Origin of the sequence: Telluria mixta (assembly GCF_029223865.1) — a bacterium.
GTDB classification, from domain to species: Bacteria; Pseudomonadota; Gammaproteobacteria; order Burkholderiales; family Burkholderiaceae_D; genus Telluria; species Telluria mixta.
This window is the reverse complement of sequence record NZ_CP119520.1, coordinates 5,985,348-6,004,342: the sequence shown is the minus strand read 5'-3', so window position 1 is coordinate 6,004,342 and position 18,995 is coordinate 5,985,348. Positions and strand designations below refer to the sequence as shown.

Below are 18,995 nucleotides of genomic sequence, written 5' to 3'. Positions count from 1 at the left end.
AACGACATGGAACTGAAACGCGTGGGCTCACAGCCCTCGACGCGAGGCCCTGAGCAATATTTCACCGGCACTGTCCGTATCGACCCGTTGAACGCGCCGCCTCCGCCGGCGCGGGTCTCGGTGGCGAGCGTGACGTTCGAGCCGGGCGCACGTTCTGCTTGGCATACCCATCCGCTGGGTCAAACATTGATCGTGACCGCCGGGTGCGGCTGGACCCAGTGCGAGGGCGAACCGAAAGTTGAGATTCGCGCCGGCGATGTGATCTGGTGCCCGCCCGGACACAAACACTGGCATGGTGCAACCGCAACGACGTCGATGACCCACATCGTGATCCAGGAGGCACTGGACGGTGTTAACGTCGTGTGGATGGAAAAGGTTACGGACGACGACTATCTCGGCGCAGTGGTGGACTCGTCCGCACACGACCACACAGGAATATGACCAAATGAAAGACATCAACGAAACACGGCGCGGCCTCCTGATCGGTGGCGCACTGTCCGCCACCGCGGCGGCGCTGCCATCCTTGGCTGCCGATCAGCCGCGAGCGCAAAGCGCCGCAGCACCTCAAACCACGCCGGCGCCGGTCACGTCCAAGGTCGCGCTGCGCGTCAACGGGCAGGGACATGAACTTGACCTCGACACCCGCACAACGGTGCTCGACATGTTGCGCGAGCACCTGCATCTGACCGGCACCAAGAAAGGCTGCGACCAGGGGCAATGCGGGGCCTGCACTGTCATCATCAACGGCCGTCGGATCAATTCCTGCCTTAGCCTTGCCATCATGCACGAGGGCGACGATATCACCACGATCGAGGGGTTAGGTACACCAGACAAGCTGCACCCGATGCAGGCTGCCTTCGTCAAGCACGACGGGTACCAGTGTGGTTACTGTACGCCGGGCCAGATATGTTCCTCGGTCGCAGTGCTGGATGAGATCCGACGTGGCGTTCCAAGTCATGTAACCGCCGACCTGACCGCGAAGCCGATGCTGTCTGCCGACGAACTGCGCGAACGCATGAGCGGAAATATCTGCCGCTGCGGTGCCTATTCGAACATCATCGACGCGATCACCGAAGTCGCCGGAGGCAAGGCATGAGGGCATTTACTTATCAACGCGCGGGTTCTCCAGCCGAAGCAGCCGCTGCCTTAGCCAAAGTACCGGGCGCCCGCTTCATCGCTGGAGGTACGAACTTGCTCGACCTGATGAAACTCGAGATCGAGACACCACCGCACCTGGTCGACGTGAATGGCCTAGGCCTGGACAAGATCGAAGCAACACCCGACGGCAGCCTGCGCATCGGCGCGCTCGTGCGTAATACCGATCTGGCGGCGGATGCGCGTGTACGTCGCGACTATGCAGTGCTGTCGCGCGCGCTTCTGGCCGGTGCCTCCGGCCAGTTGCGCAACAAGGCAACGACAGCCGGCAATCTGCTGCAGCGTACACGCTGTCCCTATTTCTACGACACCAACCAGGCTTGCAACAAGCGCGAACCGGGCACGGGTTGCTCGGCCATCGGCGGCTATACCCGTGGTCACGCGATCGTCGGTCAGAGCGACGCCTGTATCGCCACCCATCCGAGTGACATGGCGGTGGCGATGCAACTGCTGGATGGGAAAGTCGAGACGGTGCGTCCGAATGGTAGCACCCGCGTGATCCCGATCGCCGACTTCTATCGCCTGCCAGGAAACACGCCGCATATCGAAACCACGCTTGCGGCAGGTGAGCTCATCACCGCGGTCACGCTTCCGCGGCCGCTCGGCGGCAAGCACTTTTATCATAAGGTTCGTGACCGCGCCTCGTATGCGTTTGCCCTGGTGTCGGTCGCTGCGGTGGTGCAGCGGGATGGTACGGGCCGCGTCGCGCTGGGGGGTGTCGCGCATCGGCCATGGCGTGTCCTGGCGGCGGAGCAGGTCATGCAACGGGGCGGCAAGGCAGTCACGGATCAGTTGCTTGCAAATGCGCGGACGACCAGCGACAACGCATTCAAGGTCCCGCTTGTCGAGCGTACGCTCAGTGCAATACTGGTGTCCGCACGTACGAGCTGACGTAACGTGCCAAACGCACGGATGGATTATTGCAGCTGACGGGAGATCCGCCTGTCAGCGGCGGAAATTCCCTCACCGGGAGGTTTAACGGTCCCTCCGGACGATGAGCCGGTGCCCCCCCCTGCGGTATCCCGGCAACTCATGTGTCTCTTCCTGATACATTCGCCGTTCATATTGCGCACATGTCCGCGGCACGGACCTTTGCGCACTCCCTGGAGACAGACGAACCCGCAGCCTGGTAGAAGCTACTCGCCCGGCGCGCTGGCAAAAACAAGCCTTGGCACGACACTTGCTGATGAAGCCAGATAAAACGCAAGAGGTTCGGAGTTTATCAATCCAGGAGGAGTCATGAGAATAGGGATACCGGCCGAAACAAGGTTGGGGGAGACCCGCGTCGCAGCAACGCCAGAGACTGTCAAAAAGCTGGCGACGAAACATCAGATTGTTGTGGAACACAACGCTGGTCTGCATGCATCGGTCGTCGACGAGGCGTACGTGGCCGCCGGCGCCATCATCGGTACCGCTGCCGATGCCTTCGGTGCCGACCTGGTGCTCAAGGTGCGGGCACCCGACGCGGCCGAGCGGTCGCTGATGAAGCCGAACACCGTGCTTGTCGGCATGCTCAATCCGTTCGATACCGACAACCTCGCCGCGCTGGCGCAGCAGCAGATCACCGCGTTCGCGCTCGAGGCCGCGCCCCGCATCACGCGCGCGCAATCGATGGACGTGCTGTCGTCGCAGGCCAACATCGCCGGCTACAAGGCCGTGATCATGGCGGCGAATGCTTACCAGCGCTTCATGCCGATGCTGATGACGGCCGCCGGTACCGTGAAAGCGGCGCGCGTGCTGATCATGGGTGTGGGCGTCGCCGGCCTGCAGGCCATCGCGACCGCCAAGCGCCTGGGCGCCGTCATCGAGGCGTCCGACGTGCGGCCTCCCGTGAAGGAACAGGTGGAATCGCTGGGCGCGAAGTTCATCGACGTGCCGTTCCTCACGGACGAGGAACGCGAGATCGCCAAAGGCGTGGGCGGCTACGCCCGCCCGATGCCCGCGGACTGGATGCGGCGCCAGGCGGAACTCGTGCACGAGCGCGCGAAGCTCGCGGACATCGTCATCACGACCGCGCTGATCCCCGGCCGCAAGGCGCCCGTTCTGATCTCGGAAGAGACGGTGCGCGCCATGAAACCGGGCTCCGTGATCGTCGACATGGCCATCGAGCAGGGCGGCAACTGCCCGCTGACGGAGCTGGGCAAGACGGTGATCAAGCATGGCGTGACGATCATCGGCGAACCGAACCTGCCGGCGCTCGTGGCGGCCGACGCGTCGGCCCTGTACGCCCGCAACGTGCTGGACTTTTTGAAACTCGTGATCGACAACGACGGGAAGCTCGTCATCGACCGCGAGGACGAGATCGTGCGCGCGACCCTCGTCGCCATCGACGGCGACGCACTGCGCAAAGCGGCTTAGACCAAAGGAGACAAACATGGAAATCAGCCATACCATCATCAACCTGATCATTTTCGTGCTGGCGATCTACGTCGGCTACCACGTCGTGTGGACCGTCACGCCCGCGCTGCACACGCCGCTGATGGCGGTGACGAACGCCGTCTCCGCCATCATCATCGTCGGCGCCATGCTGGCGGCCGGCCTGACGGAAGGCCTGACGGGACAAATCGCCGGCACCATCGCCGTCGCGCTTGCGGCCGTCAACGTGTTCGGCGGCTTCCTCGTCACCCAGCGGATGCTGGAGATGTTCAAGAAGAAGGAACCGAAAGCGAAGCCGGCGCCGGCCGCCGGGGATGCCGTCGGCGTCGCGAAGGAGGCCGCATGAACATGATCAGCATGAACGTCGTGACGCTGCTGTACCTCGTGGCGTCCGTGTGCTTCATCCAGGCCTTGAAGGGCCTGTCCTCGCCGTCGACCGCGCGCATGGGCAACGCGTTCGGCATGACGGGCATGGGCATCGCCGTCATCACGACCATTGCCCTGATGTTCAAGTTGAAGGAGCAGATGCAGACGGGCGGCATGGGCTTTGGCCTCGTGCTGCTCGGCGTGGTCGTCGGCGGCGCCATCGGTGCCATTGCGGCGAAGCGCGTCGAGATGACCAAGATGCCGGAACTGGTCGCCGCCATGCACTCGCTGATCGGCCTCGCGGCCGTGTGCATCGCCATCGCGGCCGTGTCCGAGCCGTGGGCTTTCAATATCGCCGCGCGCGAGGAAGGGCTCCCGTTCGGCAACCGCCTTGAACTGTTCATCGGCACGTTCGTCGGCGCCGTCACGTTCTCCGGTTCCGTGATCGCATTCGGCAAGCTGGCCGGCAAATATAAATTCCGGCTGTTCCAGGGCGCGCCCGTGCGCTACCCGGGCCAGCACATGATCAACCTGATAGTCGCCCTCGCCATCGTCGGCCTGGGCCTCGTGTTCTGTTTCGCCGACGGCACCGCGCCGGCATGGACTCCGTACATCATCATGGCCGTGCTGTCGTTCGTGCTGGGCGTGTTGATCATCATCCCGATCGGCGGCGCGGACATGCCCGTCGTCATGCCGTAGTCGTTGCGGCGGGTGTCCCGCAGGTTCTCTTCGGCTAACGTCTTGAAGTCGTCCATGCGGCTGGGCACAACCTCAAGCTCGGACCATCGCACGTACGTGGAGGAGGGCGTACTTGTGGACGACATGGCGTCGTATGTGTTCAGCGGTTCCATTGTATTCCCTATGACGCATTGTCCTCTGCCTGTATGAGACTCATGCTACCTCATCGAGTTTCCGCGTTTCTTGGCTGCGCAGCTCCTTCAGCATCGCCATATAGGCGGCATTTTTGTTGGGTGGAATATCTGGGTCATGAAGTTCAGCCAGTGAGCGCATGGATTGCCGGTCGGCGTCAACAAAGGCTTTTATCAGCTGCTCGGCATCGTCCGACGGGGTGCCAAGGGCTTCCAGGGAGTAGCGGCCAGCGCGGACTGCGCTGTCGAAGGTTTCTCGTACGACGATCGAAAGTATGCATTCGCGATCGTCGAGGGCAACCACAAGCAAATGTGTACTCGCCAGTCCGGCAGCGTCCAGTAAATCCGGCCGCGCGCCGTCTCCATAAAACGCTTTCACGCCCAGCGCCGTCATGGTGTCGATCATCTCCACGTTCACATCGAATACGACGGTTAAGTAACCTCTGGCGCGCAAAATCCGAGTGACGATTTGCCCGAACCGACCGATCCCGACAATGATCGCCGTACCTTGGGCTAGCAAAAGTTTTCCCGTCGTGTTCAAGCTTCCATACTGCACCGGATGCATGTGCCGGCCCAAGGACATCGCGTAGAGTCATCCGTGGGCCATACACTGAACACCGGACGTGCGGATCTATCGCCATAGTTCTCGGGGTGGCCGGATGCGAAGTAAATGTTTGACCTGTGTGCGAGGAGACCAATGTCAGACATTTACTTCTCGAATGTCCAAGATTTACTTCGGAGAGCTAGTCTGCAGCAGACGGACGGCCATTTTCGTGACGCGTTACAGCGTCGCTGTATTTTCGCATAATCTATATTATGTCAAATAGCGTTTCTGCGGGCGGCCCCCGGGGCTCCCCGCCGTCGCGGGCAGTACAAACGCCGAGTGGAATCTACCTCCTCGACATCCGCCCCTTGGCGGCATCAGGACGCTATGGCTTCCAGCGTCCGCCACCGGCTTCCATCGTGCTTCAGCACGATCTGCACCCTGGACCGCAACGCCCGGACTTTCGGCGTGATTGAAGATTTTGCCGCGCTTCTCTGCGGACTTTTGGATGCGGATTAGCGGCATTCAAAGAGCTGACCGGTTGCTGTCGACGTGGTGCGCATTCGCCCCTGACGATCGCCGATGACGCCGCGTTCGCCCGCCGCAAGGATGAGCAGCGCCCAGGTGCGTCGATCTGGAACTGGACGAAGCGCTGCTCGAAACCTCGCCGGGCGCGCCGCCGGGATCATGCCCCGCGCGCAAGGCCGCAGGCAGGATGGCACGTGCCTTCGACCTGCCTGGAGACTTTGCGGAGCATGCCAAGGAAGGCGCGGCCGCTCCCGGCGGTGTGGTGCCGATCCAGCGGAAAATTTTTCCGAAGTCCGCGCAAAGATGCGCGCAATCTGGCTGGCAGGACTACGGGGCCGAGCGCAACGCCCGACGGCGCTCCGGGCACCGTGCATTGCCACGGTCAGGTGGAACTGGCAAGCGCCCGTTGCGAAGATGAGCGCGATTCGACGGCTTGCAGGGCATCCAGTCTCGCCGCCTGTCGCTACGCTGACGGGCGTGTAGACATGCCGTCGAAACCCGAACTCGACATTATTTTTCCTAATGTCGATTTGGCGATTCGGCGCAATCAATCGCCCGCACGACGACATATCGCATGAACGCCTCATTCGAGACCTAATAGGCTCCCATCATATCGTCATTCATCGCGCTTAAGGAGCCCCCATGTTCGCTCGCCGCCCCCATCAGGCAGTCCTGTCCCTCATCCTCCTGCTCGCTCCCCTGGCGGCACATGCCGACATCCGATACGTTGTGACCCCTATCGGCCCGGCCGGAAGCATGGCGGCCGGCATCAACAGCAGCGGTCAGGTCGTCGGATCCTTCACCGCTGGGGATACGACGCACGCTTTTCTTTACTCGGGCGCCCGCTTCGTCGACCTGGGCACGCTTGGTGGCACATATAGCCGCGCGCGCGGCATCAACGATGCGGGCGCCGTCGTCGGGGCGTCCGCCGACGCGGCCGATAATACCCGTGCGTTCGTCTACGCCAACGGCGCGATGACCGACATCGGCACGCTGGGTGGCAACAACAGCAGCGCTGCCGCCATCAACAACAAAGGCCAGGTGGCCGGCGTTGCCGACGGCCCTGACGGCAGCTACGCTTTCCTGTATTCGCCGGGCACAGGCATGCTCAGCCTCGGCACCCTCCCCGACGGCGTGTTCAGCCGTGCCGAAGGCATCAACAATGCCGGCGTCGCGGTTGGCGGATCGCTGGCAGGCGCCACTCCCCTGCCCCAGTTCCACGCCTTCGCATATGCCTCCGGCGTGATGACGGATCTGGGCTCGCTCACCGGCGCATTCAGCGTCGCGCAGGCCATCAACGACAGCGGCATCGTTGTCGGCTGGTCGAACGCGGGAGTCAATATCGATCACGCCTTCGTGTACGCCGCCGGCGTGATGACCGACCTCGGCTCCCTCACCGGCCAGGGATCGAGCGGCGCCTACGACATCAACAGCACCGGCCAGGTCGTCGGCTGGTCGGAAGTCGCCAACAAGGAAACCCGGGCGATTCTGTACGAGGATGGCGCGATGGTCGACCTGGACAGCCTGGTCGACCCGGCTTCGGGCTGGACGATCGAGTCCGCCTTTGCCATCAATGACCTGCAGCAGATTGCCGCTTATGGCTGCAACCGGGGTTCGTGCCAGGCGTTGTTGCTTGACGCCGTGTCGAACGTGCCTGAGCCGCGAACCGATGCGATGCTGCTGACTGGACTCGTGCTACTTGGCTTGAGCCTGCGTGGCAGGGGCCGGCCCTGCCCGCCGGCATCGCAGCGGCTCAATGAGATGGGTATTGGTGAAGCGAGCTCTGGGAGTCCTGGTTCCTGAAGAGCGTGACAAAACCGGCTTTTGCGAGGCAAAGCCGGTGCTTGTCATTGGCGTAGGCGATGATCGACCGGCTGCGCCTGAACTTGTCCATATTATTCTTCAGGAATTCGAGGAGAATCGCCTCGCCGAAGGGGTTGAACAGGTAGACAAGGTTGTCTCCGGCAGGCAGGGAGAAACCTGCTGCGTCGGCGTTGACGAAGCAAATATTATCAACGCCGAACTTCATGATGTTACGTTCTGCAGCTCGCACCAGCGGTGCCGAAAACTCGACGCCGATGAGCCGTCGAAACCGGTATTTGGCGGCAGCATAAAAGCACGCCTTTCCCTTGCCCGAGCCGAGATCGATGAAATGGTCGAATACGATACCGGTCTTCCTGGCCTCGTCGAGCAGCTCCCGGATCGCCACGCAGGTAACGGCCTGATAGGCCCGTGAGTGCGCGAGCGCCGAGGAATAGCTCGTTTCGAGTTCGTGCCTGTCGATAAAGCCGCTACAGTCGAGCCCGTGCCATTTTTCGAATAGCTGGTCCTCCATCCAGCTCATGGCACCCCCAGCCTTATTCGAAAGCGAGCGTAGTTTATGGGTGAGCGGCCTTCTCAGCCAAGTGCCAATTCTGGCTTGCAATAGGACACGGGACGATTCAGTGTGGTGAGCCATTTCAATTCCGGCGAATGAGCGGAAGTTGGGAACCTGTCTATTTTCCCGATCTTCGGGAGCGCTACCTTTATCGAGGGTCAAGCCGCACTATGCTCGCCGGTTCAAAACGGCGCTGCTACTGTCGAAACATGGGTCGGTGATGTTGGCGTAGCGACTTGCAGAGGGCATTGTCGGTTTCGTTACGATCGATGGACGGCTGGGAGGCTCATGCTACCGCGCGGAATTATATGAACACGACGACCTATAGTCTGCGTGAAACTTCCGTAGAAAAATATTACACAGAGAAAATTTATTTCGCAAAACGTTGAACTTTGGAAGTTTCCTTCCGTCAAAGTTGCTCCTTCGTTTCTTGATGAGTGGCTTTCCCTTGAAGAACTTTTCGTTTGCAACCAACGCGTTGACCACCCCCCTGCTGGCCGGTTTTGCAGTAGCAATGATGACTTGTACCGTCGCCTCGGCCGCCGACCTTTATGTGTCGACCGCAGGCAAGGATACCAACGCAGGCACGTCGAGCGCCGCCCCGCTCCGTACCATCCAGCGCGCCGCCAACCTGGCACGACCCGGCTATACGGTCCACGTGGCGCCCGGCACCTACGCCGAGACCGTTACCTCGACCGTGAACGGCACCTCGACCGCGCGAATCCGCTTTGTCTCGGACACGAAGTACGGCGCGATCCTGCGTCCGGTCGGCAGCGCCTACACGATGTGGACCGCCAGGGGCGGCTATACCGACATCGACGGCTTCCAATTCAATGGCTACGGCAGCAGCACCACGCGCGTCGGCATCTATCTCAATGGCGGCAATTCATCGGTCAAGAACAGCTGGATCCACGACGTTGCGATGGCCTCCGGCTGCGACAACCGTGGCGGCGGCGGCATCGTCGCCGATCAGGGCCGCGGTTCGGCCTACAGCAACTATGACATCATCGGCAACAGGGTGAACAATGTCGGCGGTGGCTGCGGCTGGATTCAGGGCATCTACCACTCGTCGTCGGGCAAGATCATGAACAACGTGGTGAACGGCACCAGCCAGGGCATCAACATGGGCCATGACGACCACAACATTCTGGTCATGAACAACACCCTGTTCGCCAACGCCGGCTACGGCGTGTATTTCGGCGGCTGCAAGGAAGCCTATAACAATGGCTGCCCGACCCGCGGCATCCAGATCCACAACAACATCATTTATGCGAACGGCGGCGGCATCCAGGGCCCGATTGCGTCCGAAGACGTCGGCAACAGCGTCGCCAACAACCTGGTCTATGCGAACCGCACCAACTTCGACCTGGCCAGCCCGAGCAGCGCCACCAAAACCGGCATCATCAGCGCGGACCCGCAGTTCGTCAGCTATATCTCCAACGGTGGCGGCAACTACCGCCTGAAGACCACGTCCCCGGCCATCAGCAAGGGCCAGACCACCTACGCGCCCCAGACCGACTTCGACGGCAAGGCCCGCGGCGCCCGCATCGACATGGGCGCCTACGAGACCAACCTCTACTAAAACTGTCGAGAGCGCCGGCCGCCGCGCCGGCGCGGTCCCGACGCGACAATACCGTTGTCCCTCTACACCCTACGAAGCCCAGGCTCGTAGGGTGTTTTCATATCGGCTTCTGAATTGCGCAAAAACGTCAATGGCATTGAAATTCGAAGCGTTTAAATACGGATTTCGCCAAGCCACGTCCCGCTTCTGAAGCACATGAAGTTAATCAAAAATCCCGTTATTGGCGAGAATAGCGTAGGCAAATGCATTTCAGAAGAGATGACGTCCAATTGCCGGCAATTTATCGCCGGCATATTTTCAAAGGGTGTAGCTGTTCGAGACATGTAGGCATTTCAAGGAGCGCATGATGAGGCATGATCTGGTGGGCAGAAGACAATTTATGCAGCGGTCCGCGATGTTGCTCGGAACATCGACAATTTTTCCTAAAGTATTTGGTCAGACGACATTAATGGTTCGCCCGGAGTGGCAGGCGTTCAAGACGACGCCGCGCTATGATTCATTCCTGAGAGCGGTAAAGCTCATGAAAGCCAATACGCAGGCTACCGATCCAAACAGCTGGGCCTACTGGACAAATATTCACCTGAACCGATGCCCGCATTCCATTCCGTATTTTTTTGCATGGCACCGCGGCTACATCTATTATTTCGAGCGCCGGCTGCGTGCGGTTTGCGGCGATCCGCAACTCGTCCTGCCGTATTGGGATTATTATACGAACCCGACATTGCCGGCCGAGTTCACGAATCTATACGGCGGCAATCCACTTTACGAATCCCGGGTCAACAATAACGTCCGGCAAGCGCTGAGCATGGCGCCATTTTCTTCGAGCCTCACCAATTTCCCGACGAATAGTCCCAATGCATTCGAGCCCAGCTTCGAATCGGCACCCCATAATCTGGTCCACAACATCATCGGCGGTGTGATGTCGGATATGCTGTCGCCGACGGACCCGATTTTCTGGCTGCACCATGCCAATGTCGACAGATTCTGGGTGGCCTGGGTCCTCGCCGGCAACGGACGAAAGATGCCCGCCCTGAGCAGCGGTTACTGGTCCGGGTCGCATATCTACACGAGTACGCTGACGATGCCTCGGTCGTACACCTACAGCACGCGGACGACACTGGGATACCGCTACCAGAACGAGAGCTTCCCGACCGGGCTGCCGTTGGCCCGATCCGCGCTATCCACCCCGGATCTTGTACAGGCCGCGCCGAACGAACCCGCGAGAATGCAGCCGCCGCTCGGTTCGTTCAAGATATCGCCGACACGGGAGACGAGCGAGCAGACGTTCTCGATCAGCGGCGCGCTCGATGTCCACCTGGACGAGAGGTCAATCGGTGTGCAGTTGCCGGTGGGTTCGGAAAGCATGCTGGCCCTGGCGCAGATCGGGACCGGGGCCGCCGCCATCCTGCGCGCCAGTCCGAAACGCTATCGTTCCGTCCAGGTCGTCCTTGATAACGTGATGATCACCGAGGCCGCAAAGCGCGGAGGATACTACTACCGGGTCGACCTGAACCTCCCGCCGGACGCATTCGGCAGGTCGCAGGCCATTCCCATCGGTACCGTCGGCGCCTTCGAAATCAGCGGCGCAGCGCACCACGGGACACCTGTCCGGTTGCGTTACCGGATAAGGCGTGCCATATTTGCCGGGGTGGCGTCCAGGATTGGCCTGCTGTCCGTCTCGTTTGTACGGGTCGATGGTGACCAGAGTCCGACGGGCCAGGTCATCGGCCTCGGCGAAGTCCGGCTGGAACTCTCGACCGAGGACAACGACGCTTAGTCGCGCACGCCCGTTGCGAGCGTTGCGGCAGGCGCCGTCCGTGTTTATCTCCGGTTTTATCGCGGATACAGATGGCGCTTGCGCAGCGCGTTGACCGTATTGCGCAGGAACTGAACGAATCCGTACAGGTTGCGGTAGTCCCTGAACGACTTGACCGGCGCACTCATGATTTCCGCAAACTGCTCCGTCGACAGGCGCAGCTTCTTCGATACATAGGCCAGGTCTTGCTGCTGCAGCTCTTCCGCGTATGGCGGTCGCTGCATCTCCGCAAGCGCCTGCGCCCGGCTGATCTGTCCAGCGTTGATCAGGTCCGACAGGTGGCCATACCGTTTATCGACGCCGAATTTGCGCGGCAGGACATAGCCCTGGTAGAAACGCGTGTAGATCGATTCGTGGTGCTTGCCTCCGTAGTCCTTCCAGCCAAGCTGGTTGCGCAGCAGTGTCATGGCCTCTTCCTTGTCGTAATCGACGTAATTCAGGATGGACACGATGCGCGTGCCGCGCAGGATGTTTGCGTAAAAGAGGAAGAACAGACTGAAGTGCGGGTAGGTCTTCAACTTCACGCTGCCGAAGCGGCGATGGATGTCCTTGATGAAGCGCCAGTCGGAATGCCCGTATGACCATTCCGGCACGCTGATCGATTCGGTGGCGAAATTCATCCCCGATATGATGTATTTGATGCCCCGCGATGCCGCCTGTTTCCACAGCAAGGCGCCGATCGCATGGTCGGTCGGGATCTCCCCATCCGGGGTCGAGGCCTTGAGGAAGGCGAGCTGCAGGTCGCGGAACTCTTCCCAGTCGACGACATGGGTATGCAGGTCAATGCCGAGATTGCGCAGCACAAGCTCGATGTTCCTGGTCGCCAGTTCGGAGTTCCAGCCATTGTCGAAGTGTACCGCCAGCGGGCGCAGGCCGTGCTGCTTGACGAGCCAGGCCACGTAGGTACTGTCCACGCCGCCGCTGACGCCGACGATACAGTCGTACTCGTGCCCGCGGCCAGCTGCCTTGATGCGGTCGACCAGCGCCTGCAGCGCTTCGCGTCCCTGCTCGCCCTGCAGCCGGCGAGCGCTCACCAGCCTGTCGTAGCGCTGGCAGTGACAGCACAGGCCCATGTCGTCGAAGCTGATGCCGCGGTCGGCCATCGTGTTCATGATGCAGCGGGTGCAGGCCTGGTGGGTCTGGTCCGGCACGGCCGAATAGTTGCAGTTTTCCGTAATCGACGTCATTTGAATATCCTGTCCAGTTCTTCGTACTCGGGATACGTGATCAACACGGCGTCGTGCTTGCCGTGAAAAACGAACATGCTGCCGGCGGCCAGTGCGGACGCACCGGCTTCGGTGGCTTCGCGGAAGTGCCGCAAGTCTCCCGCGCCACCGGCGACCACCACCGGAATCGACACCGCCTCGCTGACCCGCCGTACCAGCTCGAGGTCGTAGCCTTCCCTCGTGCCGTCACGGTCGATCGCGTTGAGGAGGATTTCGCCGGCGCCGAGTTCCTCCATGTCGCGCGCATACGCGGCCGGCTCGCGCTTCAGGTCACGCGTGCCCCCGGCCACGCAAACCGTATAGCTGCCCAGCCAGCTGCGGCGTACGTCCATCGACACCACGACCCCGGAGCTGCCCGCCAGCGCGGCCGCTTCCGACACCAGGTTCGGCTGGTCGGCCGCCGCGGTGTTGATCACGACTTTCTCGACCCCGAGCGCATAGAGGCGTTTCACATGCCCGATGCTGGTGATGCCGCCGCCGTACGAAAACGGCATGAAGGCCTCGCTGGCGATGTCGGCCAACAGGTCGAAGTCGGGCACGGCGCGCGTGCCGGCGCTGCCGATGTCGAGGAACACCAGTTCGTCGACCTCCTTCTCGTTGAAGATCCGCACAGCATTGATCGGGTCGCCGACGTAGCGGGCATTCTTGAATTTGACCGTCTTCACGAGGCCGCCGCTGCGCATCAGCAGGCAGGGAATCACGCGTGGGTGCAACATCACAGCTCCGCGAAGTTGTGCAGCAGGGCCATGCCGAAGCGATGGCTCTTCTCAGGATGAAACTGCACTCCGTACACATTGTCGTGCTGGAGCACCGCCACGAACTCGCCGCCGTAGTCGGCGGTGGCCACGACGTCGCGGGATCGGCGCAGACCAGGTGGTACGCGTGGCAGAAGTAAAAACGGGAGCGGCCAGCCAGCTCGCGCAGCAGCGGGCCGTCGCGGCGCTGCGCCAACAGGTTCCAGCCCATGTGCGGGACCTTCTTCCTGCTGTCCGGCGCAAACCGGAAGCGGCGCACTTCGGCATCGATCAGGCCGAGGCCCGCCGTGCCGCCCTCTTCGCTCCGGCGGCCCAGCATTTGCATGCCGAGGCACACGCCCAGCAACGGGACGTTGTCCTGGAGCACCCGCTTGCGCAGTGCTTCGGCCAGCCCGCGCTCCTTCAGGGCGCCCATGCCGTTGTCGAAGGCCCCCACGCCGGGCAGAACGAGCTTGTCGGCCCGCTCGAGCTCCGCGGCGGTGGATACCAGTTGCGCCTCGGCGCCGACCTTGCGCAGCATGTTGAGCATCGACCCGAGATTGCAGACGCCGTAGTCAATGACAGAGATCATGCTGCGCCTCCCCTTCATGACCGTGGTTGTACGTGCGCGAACGCATGCCGAGCGCATTCAGATAGACGGTCTCGAGTTTGGCCTCCTGCCCTTCCCAGCAATATTCGTCGGCGGTCCGCAACAGCGCATCCTGCAGGGCGCCCTGGTCGCGCGCCAGCAAGCGCAGCACGCCTTCGCGGATTGCTGCCGGCGAGGCATCGCGCGTGACTTCGCCGATCTCGTGCCTGCGCACGAACTCGCTCTGTTCGCGCGTCGGCGACACCAGTACCGGCTTGCGCGCCATCACGTACTCGAACAGCTTGTTGGGCATGCAGTACTCGTAACTGAGCGAAGTGGCCTCGATGACCGACAGCCCGAAATCGGCCGCCGCGGTGTAATCGAGCAGGCGTTCCGGCGCGACCGCCGGGTGGTAATGGATGCCCGGGTGCTGCGCAGCTTCTGCCGCAACCCAGTCCGCCAGCGGGCCGTAACCCATCACGACCAACGCCGCGCGCCCGCCCAGGCCGGCAAACGCTTCGACCAGGTTGCGTATCCCGCGGCCCTCGCCGATAAAGCCCTGGTAGAGGAAGATGGGCGTGCCAGCATCGATCGAATACGCCTTGCGGAAATAATCGGCCGGGTTCACGCTGCGGCGCGGCGGGCAGTTGTAGAGCACCGTCACGTTACGCAATGCGTACTTGCGCACATACCATTGCTCGATCGCTTGCCCGACGAAGATGCAATGGTCGGCGTGCCGGATCAGGGCGCGTTCGGCCAACCGGGTGAGGAACTTGCGCAGGCCGCCGAGGCCATTGGTCTCTGTCTCCAGTTCGTGGGCGTCATACACCAGCCTGGCGCCGGTGGCGCACTTCAGCAGGACACCGAGCGGGAGGGTGGCGATACTGTGGCAGTTGACGCACCCGACTTTTTCGTCGCGGTAGCGCTGGTAGACGGCCCGGCTCCAGCTGCCGGTGCGTCTCAGCTTGCCGACCAGGCCGCTGCCGCTGCGCTGTCCGATGCGTACGATCCGGATATTGCCCTGCAGATCCTCGATCGCCGGCACGGCGTCGTGCCCCACGCCGACCAGGTCGATGCGGTCGAACAGCGCCAACCGGGACAGCGAACAGGCCTCGCGCAGGATCCGGCTCTCGTTCAGGAATGGCGACGGATACAGGTGAATATTGATCAAGGTAACTCTCCTTCTACGTTATCGGCGGCTTCCGGCACTTGTTTCCTGCTTCGATAGTTCGCGTAGGCGCCCATGGCGGCGCCGAAAAACATGTCGTCGAATGTCTTGGCGGTCACCAGCAGGAGCAGTGAGATGCAGATCAGTGACCATGCCAGCAGGAAATGGCCCGACCTGGGCCGTACCAGCCAACCGTGGGTACACAGTCCGACCGCGGCGCGTGCCAGCATGAACAGCATGTAGACAAAGCCGAACAAACCAAGGTCGACCCAGGCCGACAGGATGTTGTGGGAGTACCCGCCCGGCGGATAACTTGCGTATGCGCCCAGTACCGGGTTCTCCGCAATCGTGTGCAGCGCATGGTCGGTGAGTTCGTGCCTGGCGCTCGCGGACGAAGAGTGGGAGAGGTCGAACAATTCCCACACCCGGCTCTCAGGAAAACGATTCGCCAGAAAGTTCGAATCGATACTGGCCAGGCCGAACACAAGGAGCACCAGGTACAGGAAAGGAAGCCAGTGCTTCGCGCGATACAGTTCGATCATCGGGAACAGGAACAGCGCCGCCACCAGTTCGCTGCGCGCACCGTTCAGGAACAGGGCCGCGGCAGCCATGGCATACAGGACCAGCCGGACGGCCAGCACGCGGGTAAACGAGATGACCGTCACGAAGGTCAGGACGTAGGAACGGGCGAGCTCCTGGTAGGTCGCCACGCTATCCGGGCTCGCAGGATCGCCGAATTGCCCGGGCTGGAAACTGCCGTCCTGCGAAAAGAAGAAAATGGTCGCCGACATCAGCAGCAGAGCGGCCAGCGTCGTCGCGATCGTCTTGCGCTCGGAAAAGTCGCAGTGTTTGAAGATCAGGTAGATATTGATGAAATAGAGGATCGACAACAGGTGCGTCTTCACGATCGTGGAATTGGCGCCAAAGGCTGCGTTGGTCGCTACAATCACGAAAAAATAGAGCAGGAAAAAGCCGAAGAGCCGGTCAGTCGACGTTACACGGTGGACGGACGCCTTGATTCCCAGGTAATACATGGTGGCGAGCGGCGGAAACAGCCCGATGGACACGACCGAAAAATACCCGCCCAGGAAGGCCCCCATCGCACCCATGCCGATCAGTGTCTGGTAGAAAAAGAAGCCCGGGAACAGCAACACGAACGCGAGCCGCGCCGGACCTGCCTTGCCGGGCGTGCCGGCGATGCTGGCTGAGGGGGCAAAGGTGGCGCGCATTGGTCGGCCCGCCTATTGGATGAGGTCGCAATACATTGCCCGGTCAACTTCGCCCGTGAACGACGAGTTATGCCAGAGCAGCGTGAAGTTGCCATCGAAACGGGCACAGATCTGCTTGTAGTGCCGCATCGCGGCAAGCGCTCGTTCGCCGTGGCCCAGTCCCATGTTGGGTTCGTCGATCACCGCGTTTTCCATGACGATCAGCGGCCGTTGCTTCAGAGCGAGCGGCCGGCGCCCGACCAGGTCGTACATCGTGTATTCGTGACAGGTGCCCGTGCGAAATCCGGCGATCGTCGGGTAAGACAGGGTGCTGTCGTAAGCCAGCCCGTTCGCTGCCCACAACTGCGGCGTGGTCCGCACGTCCCACCGGAGGTAGTGCTGGCGCCCGCCCAGCTCGTCCTGGCGGATGCCTTCCTGGTCCATGGCGCGCTGAAGGGCCGCGGTCGAGCGCGTAAACGCGTCCGGATGCCGGTAGGTGTTATAGCCGGGGTGAATGCCGACCAGGTGGCCGCGCGCATGCACGGTGCGCAGCAGCTCGCGCATGCGCCGATGGTCGATGCCCGGCGCATTGTCCATCGCGCCGTCGGTCCTTTCGGGAATGAAGTTGAACGTGACCTGGTTGCCCGCCCTCTCGTTCACATCCATCATCCACGACAACGCATGCCAGTAAGGATCGCGTGCCTGGTTCCCGCGCTTGACGGCCCAGTAGTTGCCGGCGGTCGCGAGCAGCGCACTCAGCGAGCGCTCCCGTACCGCGCGGCCCACCAGCCGCTTGCCGAGACGCGACATCGATGCGCAGGCCGGATCGAACGGCAGGTCGACGTCGCAGCTGATCAGCTTGCGTGCGGCACGTCGCTTCCTGGCGAGCGTGGGCCATAGCCTGTGGATGGCCGCCCACAGGATCTCGGCATACTCGTCCACGATCGGGCGATCTAGAAAACCCTGGCGTACGGCAAGCGACAGGTTGGCGGGGAACCGTTGATGTCCGTCGCGCGCGGGACTGACCGATTCCTCGTAGCGTGCGAGCATGAAGAATGCCGATCCGAAGACATCGAGCGACAGCGCGGCGTTGCCGCTCGCGTCTATCGTGAAGCCGGGCGCGCCGAACAGCACCGGGACGCTGGCCTCGCACAGACGGGCATCGAGACCGCTGTGGGCGACGATCCAGCGTTGCGGCCTCGCGTCGGTGCCCGCGGCCCCGGCAAAGAAGGTGTCCGGCAAACGCAGTGTCCTGCCGGCCGCGCTGATGCGCACCGCGTCCACGCGGTCGAACGCGAGCTCGACATCGAGCCCCAGGAATTCTCCGAGCAGAACCTTGCAGATCCACGTGCGCTCGGGGCGGTGACTTTCCGGAAGTGAGACCCGCAGCATCAGTTCTTCCCGGTGAGTGACAGCAGGCCTTGGCGCATGGTCAGCAGCCGCGACGGGGTTTTGCTGACGTGAAAATACGGTACATGGTTGCCGCCGAAGCCGCGCAGATAGCCCTCGAACGGCTCGATCATCGAACCGGAGAAATTGTATTGGCGGGTCACGCGGGCGGCGTGGAGGAGCGACTCCCATACGCAAAGACTGTTGGCCTCGCTCCCGCGATAGGCAGGGTCCGTGCCCGAGATCAACCCGTAGGCGCTGTGCTCGTCCCAGACGATGTAGCAGGCCGCATGCGCGGCGCCGTCGGGATCGATCGCGCAGAACACCCTGCTGCAGCCGCGCTCCCGGCATGCGGCGTCGAGGCGCCGGACGAAGTCGTCGGGATACGGTGGGGGCAAGCCCTGGCGTGCAAAGGTCTTGCGGTTCAGGTCGAGAAGCAGGTCGAGCGGGACGTCGCTGCGGACTTGCAGTTGGTGTTGCTTCTGCGCCTTGGTGATGGCGCGGCGCGTCTTCCCTTCGAACCCGGCCCACAATTTGTCGATGTCGGTCAATTCAGGGAGAACGAAGGTGTAATACGTGGTTTGGCGGAAGCCATTCCAGAAGAAAGGCTGCCAGTTCGTGACGCTGGGATGCCAGGTCTGCGCGAAGTGAGCGAAACGGGGCAGCTGATCGATCAACGCTTGCATCACGTCCTTGTCGTTGCTCAGCCGCGCCGCCTGCCTGCCTCCGGTCGGCCGCAGCCAGGGGCCGAGAATGGGCGTGAGCGCGGGCTGCGTGACGATCTTCATGCCGTAGCGACTGCGGACCACATAAGGCATGGCGGCGAGCATTTCGCTGCCTTTTTTGACGAGCGCGACGTCCCACCCGTCCCGGCCCGCTGCCGCGTCCAGCCACCAGTCGCGCGAAAACAGGGGCAGCGACCGTTCCTGGGCGCAGAACTGCCGATACGTTTCCTTAGGCGACGCATTGTCGCTCGTGGCCTGTGCATGGTCGTTGGCGTGCGGCTGCGTCGCCGCGGACGGCGGCGCCTTGGGCGGGATAGTCGTCATCGGGCTGGCTTTCGGTAAA

The 18,995-nt window shown here is 62.1% G+C and carries 17 protein-coding genes and 2 pseudogenes; 9 read left to right on the top strand and 10 right to left on the bottom strand.

The window, feature by feature from the left end; genetic code table 11:
* The first annotated feature begins 6 nt into the window (after nt 1-6).
* The 6 genes and pseudogenes from P0M04_RS26450 to P0M04_RS26425 all read left to right on the top strand — a co-directional run.
* Nucleotides 7-441 carry a (R)-mandelonitrile lyase gene (locus tag P0M04_RS26450; RefSeq protein ID WP_259451278.1) on the top strand — a complete coding sequence of 145 codons (435 nt, stop codon included), beginning with the start codon at nt 7-9 and terminating at the stop codon, nt 439-441.
* 4 nt (nt 442-445) lie between these two features.
* Nucleotides 446-1,096: an aldehyde dehydrogenase iron-sulfur subunit PaoA gene (gene paoA / locus P0M04_RS26445; protein ID WP_259451279.1), complete on the top strand. Its 651-nt coding sequence runs from the start codon at nt 446-448 to the stop codon at nt 1,094-1,096.
* Nucleotides 1,093-2,046, top strand: coding sequence for an FAD binding domain-containing protein (locus tag P0M04_RS26440; protein WP_259451280.1), 954 nt, complete (start codon nt 1,093-1,095; stop codon nt 2,044-2,046). Before paoA ends, P0M04_RS26440 begins: the two co-directional genes overlap by 4 nt.
* A gap of 348 nt (nt 2,047-2,394) precedes the next feature.
* Nucleotides 2,395-3,513 (top strand): Re/Si-specific NAD(P)(+) transhydrogenase subunit alpha, encoded by a 1,119-nt coding sequence (locus P0M04_RS26435; RefSeq protein ID WP_259451281.1) that lies wholly within the window; start codon nt 2,395-2,397, stop codon nt 3,511-3,513.
* A gap of 16 nt (nt 3,514-3,529) precedes the next feature.
* Entirely contained in the window at nt 3,530-3,877 is a 348-nt protein-coding gene (locus P0M04_RS26430; RefSeq protein ID WP_259451282.1) for an NAD(P) transhydrogenase subunit alpha part 2, read from the top strand.
* A pseudogene (locus P0M04_RS26425) lies at nt 3,874-4,590 on the top strand (NAD(P)(+) transhydrogenase (Re/Si-specific) subunit beta); the annotation flags it as partial. The gene P0M04_RS26430 and the pseudogene P0M04_RS26425, both read left to right, overlap by 4 nt.
* A 198-nt stretch (nt 4,591-4,788) precedes the next feature.
* On the opposite strand, the gene P0M04_RS26420 reads toward P0M04_RS26425, so the two are convergent.
* The gene (locus P0M04_RS26420) at nt 4,789-5,331 is read right to left on the bottom strand and encodes an NAD-binding protein (RefSeq protein ID WP_259451283.1); all 543 of its coding nucleotides are present in this window, start codon (nt 5,329-5,331) and stop codon (nt 4,789-4,791) included.
* A gap of 1,149 nt (nt 5,332-6,480) precedes the next feature.
* Here P0M04_RS26420 and P0M04_RS26415 point away from each other — a divergent pair.
* Complete coding sequence (locus P0M04_RS26415; protein WP_259451284.1) at nt 6,481-7,641, top strand: DUF3466 family protein; 1,161 nt, start codon at nt 6,481-6,483, stop codon at nt 7,639-7,641.
* On the opposite strand, the gene P0M04_RS26410 is transcribed toward P0M04_RS26415, so the two are convergent.
* On the bottom strand, nt 7,592-8,182 hold the full coding sequence (locus P0M04_RS26410; RefSeq protein ID WP_259451285.1) for a methyltransferase domain-containing protein: 591 nt from the start codon (nt 8,180-8,182) through the stop codon (nt 7,592-7,594). The genes P0M04_RS26415 and P0M04_RS26410 overlap by 50 nt on opposite strands.
* A 547-nt stretch (nt 8,183-8,729) precedes the next feature.
* Here P0M04_RS26410 and P0M04_RS26405 point away from each other — a divergent pair.
* Complete coding sequence (locus P0M04_RS26405; protein ID WP_259451286.1) at nt 8,730-9,797, top strand: choice-of-anchor Q domain-containing protein; 1,068 nt, start codon at nt 8,730-8,732, stop codon at nt 9,795-9,797.
* Between the two features lie 346 nt (nt 9,798-10,143).
* The gene (locus tag P0M04_RS26400) at nt 10,144-11,574 is read left to right on the top strand and encodes a tyrosinase family protein (RefSeq protein ID WP_259451287.1); all 1,431 of its coding nucleotides are present in this window, start codon (nt 10,144-10,146) and stop codon (nt 11,572-11,574) included.
* Nucleotides 11,575-11,630: 56 nt separating this feature from the next.
* Here the strand turns inward: P0M04_RS26400 and P0M04_RS26395 are convergent, their stop codons facing one another.
* From P0M04_RS26395 to P0M04_RS26365, 8 genes and pseudogenes are all read right to left on the bottom strand, one after another.
* Nucleotides 11,631-12,800: an N-acetyl sugar amidotransferase gene (locus P0M04_RS26395; protein WP_259451288.1), complete on the bottom strand. Its 1,170-nt coding sequence runs from the start codon at nt 12,798-12,800 to the stop codon at nt 11,631-11,633.
* Complete coding sequence (locus P0M04_RS26390) at nt 12,797-13,555, bottom strand: AglZ/HisF2 family acetamidino modification protein (RefSeq protein ID WP_259451289.1); 759 nt, start codon at nt 13,553-13,555, stop codon at nt 12,797-12,799. Before P0M04_RS26390 ends, P0M04_RS26395 begins: the two co-directional genes overlap by 4 nt.
* Nucleotides 13,555-13,686 carry a glutamine amidotransferase-related protein gene (locus P0M04_RS32965; protein WP_371877886.1) on the bottom strand — a complete coding sequence of 44 codons (132 nt, stop codon included), beginning with the start codon at nt 13,684-13,686 and terminating at the stop codon, nt 13,555-13,557. The genes P0M04_RS26390 and P0M04_RS32965 overlap by 1 nt, the downstream gene beginning before the upstream one ends.
* A 68-nt stretch (nt 13,687-13,754) precedes the next feature.
* Nucleotides 13,755-14,114, bottom strand: a pseudogene (gene hisH / locus P0M04_RS32960) (imidazole glycerol phosphate synthase subunit HisH); the annotation flags it as partial.
* 34 nt (nt 14,115-14,148) lie between these two features.
* Nucleotides 14,149-15,333, bottom strand: coding sequence for a glycosyltransferase (locus P0M04_RS26380; RefSeq protein ID WP_259451291.1), 1,185 nt, complete (start codon nt 15,331-15,333; stop codon nt 14,149-14,151).
* A complete protein-coding gene (locus tag P0M04_RS26375; protein WP_259451292.1) occupies nt 15,330-16,559 on the bottom strand; it encodes a hypothetical protein in 1,230 nt (409 codons plus the stop codon). Before P0M04_RS26375 ends, P0M04_RS26380 begins: the two co-directional genes overlap by 4 nt.
* 12 nt (nt 16,560-16,571) lie before the next feature.
* Nucleotides 16,572-17,930, bottom strand: a complete 1,359-nt coding sequence (locus P0M04_RS26370; RefSeq protein WP_259451293.1) for a polysaccharide deacetylase family protein — start codon at nt 17,928-17,930, stop codon at nt 16,572-16,574.
* Nucleotides 17,930-18,976 (bottom strand): GNAT family N-acetyltransferase, encoded by a 1,047-nt coding sequence (locus P0M04_RS26365; protein WP_259451294.1) that lies wholly within the window; start codon nt 18,974-18,976, stop codon nt 17,930-17,932. The genes P0M04_RS26370 and P0M04_RS26365 overlap by 1 nt, the downstream gene beginning before the upstream one ends.
* Nucleotides 18,977-18,995: the final 19 nt, after the last annotated feature.